This window comes from Candidatus Rickettsia mendelii (genome assembly GCF_057543435.1).
Window position 1 is genome coordinate 43,407 of record NZ_BTGX01000024.1, and the last position, 9,165, is coordinate 52,571.

Genomic DNA, 9,165 nt, shown 5'->3' on the forward strand with positions numbered 1-9,165 from the left:
CATTTAGTCACAGCAAGAATAATTACAAATTTGATAAAACAAAAATATAAGAGGCTTGTTTTTTTATATAGTTTTTAATTTTTACTGAATTTTCCTAGGGAAGTATTGTTTTGGGTAGATTAGTGATCAATGTTACTACAAGTTACTTGGGGACACACCACATAGCAGCGGGTACAATACAACTAGTTAGTACACTGATCAACATAACACCAATCAAGGTAGGGAAATGATGTCAATTGCTTTTATGGTTATTTAGCAAATCTAACATAGTCTTGCCGATTTCAGCAGGTGATCTAGCAATCGTTACGCCAGCACTTTGAAGTGATTCAAGCTTATTTTCTGCAGTACCTTTTCCTCTGGCAATAATAGCACCAGCATGTCCCATCCTTTTACCAGGAGGAGCAGTAATACCTGCAATAAAACTAACAATGGGCTTCTTTATTTTTGATTGTTTAATAAAGTCAGCAGCTTTTTCTTCTTCATCTCCACCAATTTCACCAATCATAATAATTGATTGAGTCTCATTATCCTTTAGAAACATCTCAATACAATCGATAAAATTAGTCCCGTTAACAGGATCACCTCCGATACCAACACATGTAGATTGTCCAAGTCCTACCTCAGTAGTTTGAGCAACAGCTTCATAAGTTAAAGTACCTGATCTTGATACAACGCCTACCGATCCTTTTTTATGAATATGCCCAGGCATTATACCAATTTTACATTCATCAGGTGTTATAACTCCTGGGCAATTAGGACCAATTAATCTAGTTTTAGAACCGACAAGAGCACGTTTTACTTTTATCATATCAAGTATTGGAATTCCTTCCGTAATACATACAACTATTTCAATTTCTGCATCAATTGCTTCTAATATTGAATCAGCTGCATAAGGAGGTGGAACATAAATAACACTAGCATTTGCACCTGTTTTTGCTTTTGCTTCATGTACGGTATTATATATTGGTAAATCAAGATGAGTGCTACCACCTTTACCTGGTGTAACGCCCCCAACCATTTTAGTACCGTAAGCTATTGCTTGCTCAGAGTGGAAAGTTCCTTGTGAGCCTGTAAAACCCTGACAGATTACTTTTGTTTTTTTGTTAATTAATATTGCCATATTTATGTTTTATAATTTAAATTACTTTATTGCTTCAACTATTTTACTTGCTGCATCAGCAAGATCATGTGCTGGTATTATTTCTAAACCAGAATTTGATAAAATTTCTTTACCTTTTTTAACATTTGTACCGGCTAAGCGAACTACTAACGGTACTTTTATGTCTATTTCCTTTGCAGCTTCAATAATTCCTTCTGCTATAATATCACAACGCATAATACCACCAAAAATATTAACTAAAATTCCTTGTACTTCCCTATCAGATAAAATGATCTTCAAAGCTTCTTTTACAAGTTCACGATTAGCTCCACCTCCAACATCTAGGAAATTTGCAGGCGTAGCACCATACAGTTTAATAATATCCATAGTAGCCATAGCAAGACCAGCACCATTAACCATACAGCCGATATTACCATCCATTTTTACATAGCTAAGGCCTGCATTTGCCGCTCTAATTTCTAAAGGATCTTCTTCGTCTTGATCACGCATGGCGTTGATATTAGGGTGTTTAAATAGTGCGTTATCATCAAAAGTAATTTTTGCATCTAAGGCTAATAAATCCTCATCAGTTTTGACAATTAAAGGATTAATTTCAATTTGCACTGCATCTGTTTCAACAAAAGCATTATATGTAGCTTTTACTATTTCTTTCATCTGTTTAGCTTGGTGACCTTTGAATCCTAGTTCATATGCGATGCCTTGCATATGAAAATTTTGTAAACCAGTGGCAGGATCAACAGAAAATTTGATAATTTTTTTAGGAGTTCTAGCCGCTACCTCTTCAATATCAACACCGCCTTCAGTAGAAGCTATAAGTGTGATACAGCTAGCCGACCTATCAAATATGATACTGAAATAGTATTCTTTTAAAATATCACAACCAGATTCAATATAAATACGACTTACCTTTTGCCCTTGTGGACCTGTTTGATGCGTTACTAAATTAATACCAAACATATCATGAGCAACTTTCTTGGCTTCTTCTTTGCTTCTGACAATTTTAACACCGCCAGCTTTACCTCTACCTCCAGCATGTATTTGAGCCTTAATTACATATAGTTGTGTATTTAATTCATCAATAAATGCATTAATATTTTCAGTTTTTGTAACTACTACTCCGGTGGGAGTAGGCACACCATATTTTCTTAAAATCTCTTTTGCTTGATATTCATGAATATTCATTTAAATAATTTTTTTAAATAATTAAACCGTATTATAACGATTAATTTTTAGACTGTAAAGAAGAGAGTGCTTCATCTAAACTAAGATTATTTTTCTATCAATGTTACAGTAGCTTCATCTATAATTAATTGACTAGTTTTTAGATTTATGTTTAGCTTTATCTTTATATGCTAGCTGTTCTTATAAATTTTAGCTAATGATTAATTCTGCATATAAAGATTTTATAGTAAACAAGCTATAAAAATTTATATGATGATTTAATAAAATAGCTTATCGGCATTAGTTAATATTATAATTTATATTAATTTAACAGCTTTTTTACTAGTTTAATAAATCGATAGGTAGTATACTATCTCTTATAAAGGAGCATTACTCTTACTAGAAATAAAACAAGTAAGATAGTTGCTTTATGTAGAGTATATGTTTACCATTTTAGAAGCTGTTCTAGAAAACTATCCATTACATTATAAATATAAAAATTATATGCTTACTTTTTTGGCCCTGATGTCTTTCTAATAATAAAATAGTAATTTAGTAAGACAAAATTTGTTTTTATACATTTTGTTAGATTACAACTTTTATCTAGAATAACATTTAGAGGTATTTTATGAGTTATGCAATAATGCTAAGCTTCCTAAGCTTAGACAATCTAACTGTATCATTAATTACTAACTGCCTGATCTATAATTTTTTTTGCTTCTGTAGCGCTTAAATTTTCCTTATCATTCAGAATTAAATTAGCATTTTTTAAATCATCACCAATATGTTCAACTCTTCCTTTTAAAATTTTAGCTAAAAATTGTTCAGCAAGAGCATAATAAGATATTCTATTGCCTGGTTTTGCAAAGCCGTGTCCTTCATCTTTATAAAGTGCATAAACTACTGGAATATGTCTTGCTTTCATTGCATTAACGATTTGATCAGATTCAGATTGTACAACTCTAACATCATAAGCACCTTGCGCTATAAATAAAGGTTTTTTAATATTATTAACAAAGTTTATCGGAGATTTCTGTCTTAAGAACTCTTTCTCTTCTTCAGTATCCCAAGGACCAATACGTGTTTTATAAATACTTAATAAAGGAGTTACATAAGGAGCCTTAGACTGTACATGAGTTAATAAATTAGACATACCAACTACATCAACCCCGCAAGCAAATACATCGGGTGTCATAGTAAGACCAACTAGCGTTGCATAACCACCGTAACTTCCTCCCATAATTGCTACTTTATTAGGATCAGCTATATTATTTTCTATTGCCCAATTTACTCCATCAATTAAATCATTATGCATTTTACCTGCATATTCTAAATTTCCAGCATTTAAAAAATTTTTACCAAAACCTGTTGACCCACGATAATTAATACTTAAAACTGCATAACCACGATTTGCAAGCCATTGATGTTCTGGGTTATACCCCCAGTGATTACGTGCCCAAGGCCCGCCGTGAACATTAATTATTAGTGGTAATTTTTTATTGGGAATATGATTTTCATCAAGTATTATATCATTTGGAAAAGTAATATAACTAACTAAATCAAGTCCGTCACGTGATTTAATAATTACTGGTATCATTTTAGCAAGCTGATATTGCTCAAGTGCTTTGCGATTAGTAAATAAAAATTCTACTTTTTTCTTGGCTCTGTCATACTTATAATATTTTATCGGTGCATTATCGCTTTCATAAGCTACTATCCACATTGTATCATCAAGAGTACGGCTACTAATAATGAGATTACCATGGTCAAGTGCTTGTAAATATTTAATATCTTTTTCAATATCTTTATCTAAAACTTTGTATGATACTACATCATAATCTATAGATACTGCTTGCGGAGTTTGTTTTATAGGATGTACCGTAAATAAACTAATATCAGCTTTTGAATTTTCAGCTAATATCTCAGTTTTGTTCGTATTTAAGTTTAAAGCTTTAAGTGCTGAGGTATTACGATTACGGCCTTCAAGCATATAAAGAATTTCACCACTAGCATCGAAACCAAGTAATAACGTATTGAAAGAATCCTCCATTGGTATTTTAGTAAATAATTTAGGTTCATTGTCTTTTAATTCATAATATTCAACAGCCCCATCTTTATCTAATAAATCACCAAATCTTAAATTTAAATTTTCATCAGCTACATAACCATTAAATCTATCATTTTTATAAATAAGCTCTTTTTCTAAGGTATCTAGATTTAACTTATAAATGTCAAAATATTGTGGATTACGATCATTTAAACCAATTAGTATTTCATTTGGCTTTTTATAACTTGTTGCTAGAATAAATGCTCTAACACCATGCTCAGGAGTAAGTAATTTTGTTTCTTTTGTCTCTATGTTATAACTATAAATTCGATCATTTTCATCACCGTTAAAATCTTGAGTATATAAAATATTTTTATTATTATAGGCTTTAGTGTAAGACCAAATACCACGACCTTTATCGTGAGTTATAGCTTCAGCTTTGCTAAGATCGTCTGACGGAGATAGCCAAATATTTAAGACTCCATCTTTTGGTGCAATATATAAAATATATTTGCCATCGTAGCTTAATGAAACTCTTACTTTATCAGGATTACCAAATAAAACTTTTCTAGGAATTATTTGATTATCAGCTATTACTTGATTTTGAAACATAAAAACACTACACCATATTGTTAATATGCCATTTATAATATAGGAAAATTTATTCATTGCGAATTATTTATTATATTTTTTCAATATTAGTTAAAAACCAATCAACTTCTTTGGTATTAGCATTACGTGTAAAAGTCCATTCCTCTTTTAGATATTCGATTTTGTCAATTACATTTTTACCTTGGAATAATAATTTAATAAAGATGTTATTGCCAAACATATAAATTTCTGAATATTTTGCACTTAAAGCTGATGAATCAAGAAAATCACCGTAAGACGTAGCTATGTTTTCAAATTCCTCTAAAAATCTCTTATCTACTAATTTAGATAATTCTTGAGTATCTTTTTTATAAGCAGCTTCTATAATCATTTGAAAGGCTACTTTAGCATTATTTATAAATTTAACAGGATTAAATGAGTAAAGGCGTTTATGTACCTTTTCCATCCCGTTTACAACTGCAGTTATATTTTGTTCTACTATTATATTTTTAAAGGTTTTAATATCTTGAGCTGTCGGAATATTTTTTTCTTCTTGATCTGATCTAGTTGAACTATAAGTCACATCTTTAATAACCGGTTCGCCAAAATAAGACCTTTGTTTTGTTTGGTCATCTTCTGAGACAGAACCAAGAATCGTAATTAATTTATTAATAATAAAAAAGGCAATAGCGGCAAAAATTAATAACTCTATTATTTGAGGAGACATTTTCTACTTACTTTATTAAAAATGATTTCGCTATTTTAATATAAAAAAATAATCTTTTAAAGTTATTTAATAAAAATAAGGGTTTATTTTAAATAAATTTTTTATTTAAATGGCTAGAATATTTATTTAAGTTACAGTATGACTTAAATAAATGACTAAAACATATTAATTATTTCAATTACTATGGCACCATAATAATTGAAAATGATATTTAAACTCCATCATTGCAAAACATTTTATTAAGCTTCATTTATGCTACTGTTTACTAACACTTATTTTAAAAGTATTTTAATAGATAATTATTGTTTCTAATAATTGATTTTATCTCCCAGAATCTGTTTGTCTATTAGTGTTAATACTTTTTAATAATTGTTCTACTTTTGTAGCATTATCAAATCCATGATCGTAACAGAACCTTATATCTGGTGAAAATTTCATATTTATCTTATTAGTGACAAATTTTCTTATAGTTCCCTTAGATCTATATAATGCTTCAGTAATTTCTATTGCAGTTAATTTAGTATTAAAAGGCAAAAAATAACAATTAGCTATTTTTAGGTCGGTGGTAACTATAATTTTTGTTATAGTAAGAGGACAATTGAAAAGTCTAGCATCAAGTGTTTTACCACGCTGTAAAATTTCAATTAATGCCTCATTTATAATACTTGCTAATTTTTGTTGCCTATGAGAGTTTAATTTAGTTAATTTTTTCATAAATTATAATAATATTAATCTATAAGCTTGCTTTTAAACACTTTTAAATATAAATAATTTAAATTTCAGACACAAGACTTAGAGCATAATAACATATTTTTGCTAAACAACAAATGCTTAAAAACTTTGGAAATTTTGTTTTGAAAAAACCAGAAAATAAAGAAATAAAACTCCCCCAAAAAGGGAACGCTATTAAGAAAAGTATTAGTGTATCATATTTAACATAAAGCTTTGTTAAATATTTATATTTAATAATATTTTGTTCATTTTTAGAAGTATTAAAGATATTTAAAACCATTCTGCCAAAAATATAATTTATGGAGTTACTGCTAAGAGAGGCACCAGTAGCTATTATAAACATTATTAAACTATTATAATTCCCAAACATTTTCATAGAGTGAAATATTAATTCACGCTGAAAACCAATAACAAGGTTTGAGACAAAACTATCAACAAATAATAAACTATGTGCTTCAAATTGTTCCATAAATATTGTAGAGTAAGTTGGTTCATATATTTTTATGTCATTCTAGGGTAAGCAATCTTAATATATGGAATATAAACACAAAAAACTTGTTTTTTATATTTACTAGATTCTTGCTTGAAATGACATAGGACGTATTTATTTTGAATATATATTATAGTATTTAACATAAAATAAAAGTAATCAGCAATGAAAAAGCAAATTATTTATCCTGATTTTATAGCACGAATTTTTTCTACAGCACTTGATTTATCATTATTTGCCTTTATAGCAATACCAATATCGCAATTTTGTTCTTTTAATTTGTTAGGGTTTTTCTTTAATGATTATTTTCTTAGCAATAATATTAACCTTCATAATCCTAATGAAATACTAAGTGCTGTTATGAGTCGGAACTTTTATGAATATCTTAAAGCAGGAAATTTTAACAAATATATTTTATTTAATATTTCAATTTTTGCTACTAATTTATTAGTAATAGGTTCCTATTTTTTAGGGTTTTGGCACTATAAAGGCGCAACTCTTAGTAAAATGTTTATGCGTATGAAAATAGTAGATGCTGTAACATTAAATCGTCCAACTTTAGGACAGTTAGTTAAAAGATTCTTAGGGTATATGACTTTTCCAATCGGAATTTTTTTTATACTTTTTTCTTCTCGAAAGCAAGCATTGCATGATAAAATAGCTAGAACTGTAGTTATTAAGTCTTAATATTTCTATGAATGAAACAAATGAAATAGATCAGCTAATTTATATTTTTTCTAAATTGCCAGGGCTTGGTAGTAGGTCGGCAAGGCGTATCGTACTTTATCTATTACAAGATAAAGATATAAGGTTAAAGAACCTTATTAATAATCTTATAGAGATAGATAAAAAAATAGTGAAATGTGAGATTTGCGGTAATATGGATACAGCAAATATTTGCCGTATTTGTTCTTCTGAATGTAGAGATAAGTCAGTTGTTGCCATAGTAGAGACTGTGGCTGAATTATGGGCAATGGAACGTAGTGGTAATTTTAAAGGTTTATATCATGTACTTGGTTATAATCTGTCGGCAGCTAGTAGACAAAATCCGGCTATATTACGGTTGCCAGAACTGCTTAAGAGATGTTTTGCAGAAAATGTTGAAGAAGTTATTATTGCTACTAATTCTACTTTAGAAGGACAAACTATCGCTTATTTTATTACAGAATACTTAAAAGAACATCCGGCTAAAATTTCTCGCCTAGCTAGCGGTATACCTATTGGAGGCGAGCTTGACTACTTGGATGAAGGAACATTATCTGCAGCCATTAACTTACGTCAACCTTTCTAGTGATAATAATTCTTTTACCATCTTTATTTTAGAATTGAATCAAATGTTGACCTTAAAATTTTCAACTATACATGAGTATATCTCTCTCATTGAACTTAGGTTAATACTATAAGATTTATATAAACTATAAAATATTTTTATCTTGGTTTGATTTATTTTTTAAAACTTGAGGAGACCTGAGTAACTATGACTTAATTATTTAAAATAAGAATTTATACATAGTATATTTACTTTAAAGAAATATAGTAATCTTTTTTAATAAGATAACATGGATATTTTTACCATCCTCCAAATTGCTCTTTGATAATTCGATCTTCAAGGGTATGATTTTTATTAAATAGGAGTTTAATAGGTTTATTTTTAGCAGATTTTACAACCACCAATTTTATATTGGTAAACTCCTGGAAATCAGCAGTAGCATTTACTGGTCTTTTTTTTGTATTAAATATTTCAAATTTAACTGTAGCAAATGAGGGCAATAAAGCGCCATGCCATCTACGTGGTCTGAATGAGCATATTGGAGTTAGACATAGCATGTTTGATTCAAGAGGCAAAATAGGACCACCTGCCGAAAGATTATAGGCACTACTTCCTGCTGGTGTGGCAACCAATGCACCATCTGCTACTAATTCACTCATTCTTTCTATATTGTTTACTTCAATTCTAAATTTAGCAGCTTGATTAGTTTTACGAAATATTGATACTTCATTAATAGCAAGTGCATTATGTATATGACCATCAGTATCTTCAGCTTGCATAAGAAGAGGGTTTAGGATAGAGGCTGTACTTTCATGTATATTTTGTAATAAATTTTTAGTATCTAAAGGATTCATAAGAAATCCTAGGCTACCTAAATTAATTCCATAAAAAGGCACATTAAGATGCATATAACGGTGGATATTATGTAATAATTCTCCATCCCCTCCTATTATGATAATTACTTCTGCTTCCTCTATCTTACTATAGTTATAGAGTTTTTTTATCTCTTCTATAACTGCTAAGGATT

General features: G+C 29.4%; 9 protein-coding genes. 2 read left to right on the top strand and 7 right to left on the bottom strand.

The window, feature by feature from the left end; all coding sequences use genetic code 11:
- Positions 1–232 precede the first annotated feature (232 nt).
- The 6 genes from sucD to AC27F4_RS04295 all read right to left on the bottom strand — a co-directional run bounded on the left by sucD (position 233) and on the right by AC27F4_RS04295 (position 6,847).
- On the bottom strand, positions 233–1,120 hold the full coding sequence (sucD, locus tag AC27F4_RS04270; protein WP_487062395.1) for a succinate--CoA ligase subunit alpha: 888 nt from the start codon (positions 1,118–1,120) through the stop codon (positions 233–235).
- A 21-nt stretch (positions 1,121–1,141) separates the two neighbouring features.
- Positions 1,142–2,302 (bottom strand): ADP-forming succinate--CoA ligase subunit beta, encoded by a 1,161-nt coding sequence (gene sucC / locus AC27F4_RS04275; RefSeq protein ID WP_487062397.1) that lies wholly within the window; start codon positions 2,300–2,302, stop codon positions 1,142–1,144.
- A gap of 661 nt (positions 2,303–2,963) precedes the next feature.
- Positions 2,964–4,997: a S9 family peptidase gene (locus AC27F4_RS04280; RefSeq protein WP_487062399.1), complete on the bottom strand. Its 2,034-nt coding sequence runs from the start codon at positions 4,995–4,997 to the stop codon at positions 2,964–2,966.
- A gap of 13 nt (positions 4,998–5,010) precedes the next feature.
- The gene (locus AC27F4_RS04285) at positions 5,011–5,646 is read right to left on the bottom strand and encodes a Tim44/TimA family putative adaptor protein (RefSeq protein ID WP_487062401.1); all 636 of its coding nucleotides are present in this window, start codon (positions 5,644–5,646) and stop codon (positions 5,011–5,013) included.
- 321 nt (positions 5,647–5,967) lie between these two features.
- On the bottom strand, positions 5,968–6,360 hold the full coding sequence (gene rbfA / locus AC27F4_RS04290) for a 30S ribosome-binding factor RbfA (protein ID WP_487062403.1): 393 nt from the start codon (positions 6,358–6,360) through the stop codon (positions 5,968–5,970).
- A gap of 58 nt (positions 6,361–6,418) precedes the next feature.
- Positions 6,419–6,847 (bottom strand): VTT domain-containing protein, encoded by a 429-nt coding sequence (locus tag AC27F4_RS04295; RefSeq protein WP_487062405.1) that lies wholly within the window; start codon positions 6,845–6,847, stop codon positions 6,419–6,421.
- Between the two features lie 186 nt (positions 6,848–7,033).
- Here AC27F4_RS04295 and AC27F4_RS04300 point away from each other — a divergent pair, with 186 nt between their 5' ends.
- Both AC27F4_RS04300 and recR read left to right on the top strand, forming a co-directional pair.
- Positions 7,034–7,555 (top strand): RDD family protein, encoded by a 522-nt coding sequence (locus tag AC27F4_RS04300; RefSeq protein WP_487062407.1) that lies wholly within the window; start codon positions 7,034–7,036, stop codon positions 7,553–7,555.
- A 7-nt stretch (positions 7,556–7,562) separates the two neighbouring features.
- Positions 7,563–8,159: a recombination mediator RecR gene (recR, locus tag AC27F4_RS04305; protein WP_487062409.1), complete on the top strand. Its 597-nt coding sequence runs from the start codon at positions 7,563–7,565 to the stop codon at positions 8,157–8,159.
- A 278-nt stretch (positions 8,160–8,437) separates the two neighbouring features.
- Here recR and AC27F4_RS04310 read toward each other — a convergent pair.
- On the bottom strand, positions 8,438–9,165 hold a 728-nt coding region (locus tag AC27F4_RS04310; RefSeq protein WP_487062411.1), incomplete at its 5' end, for an NAD kinase.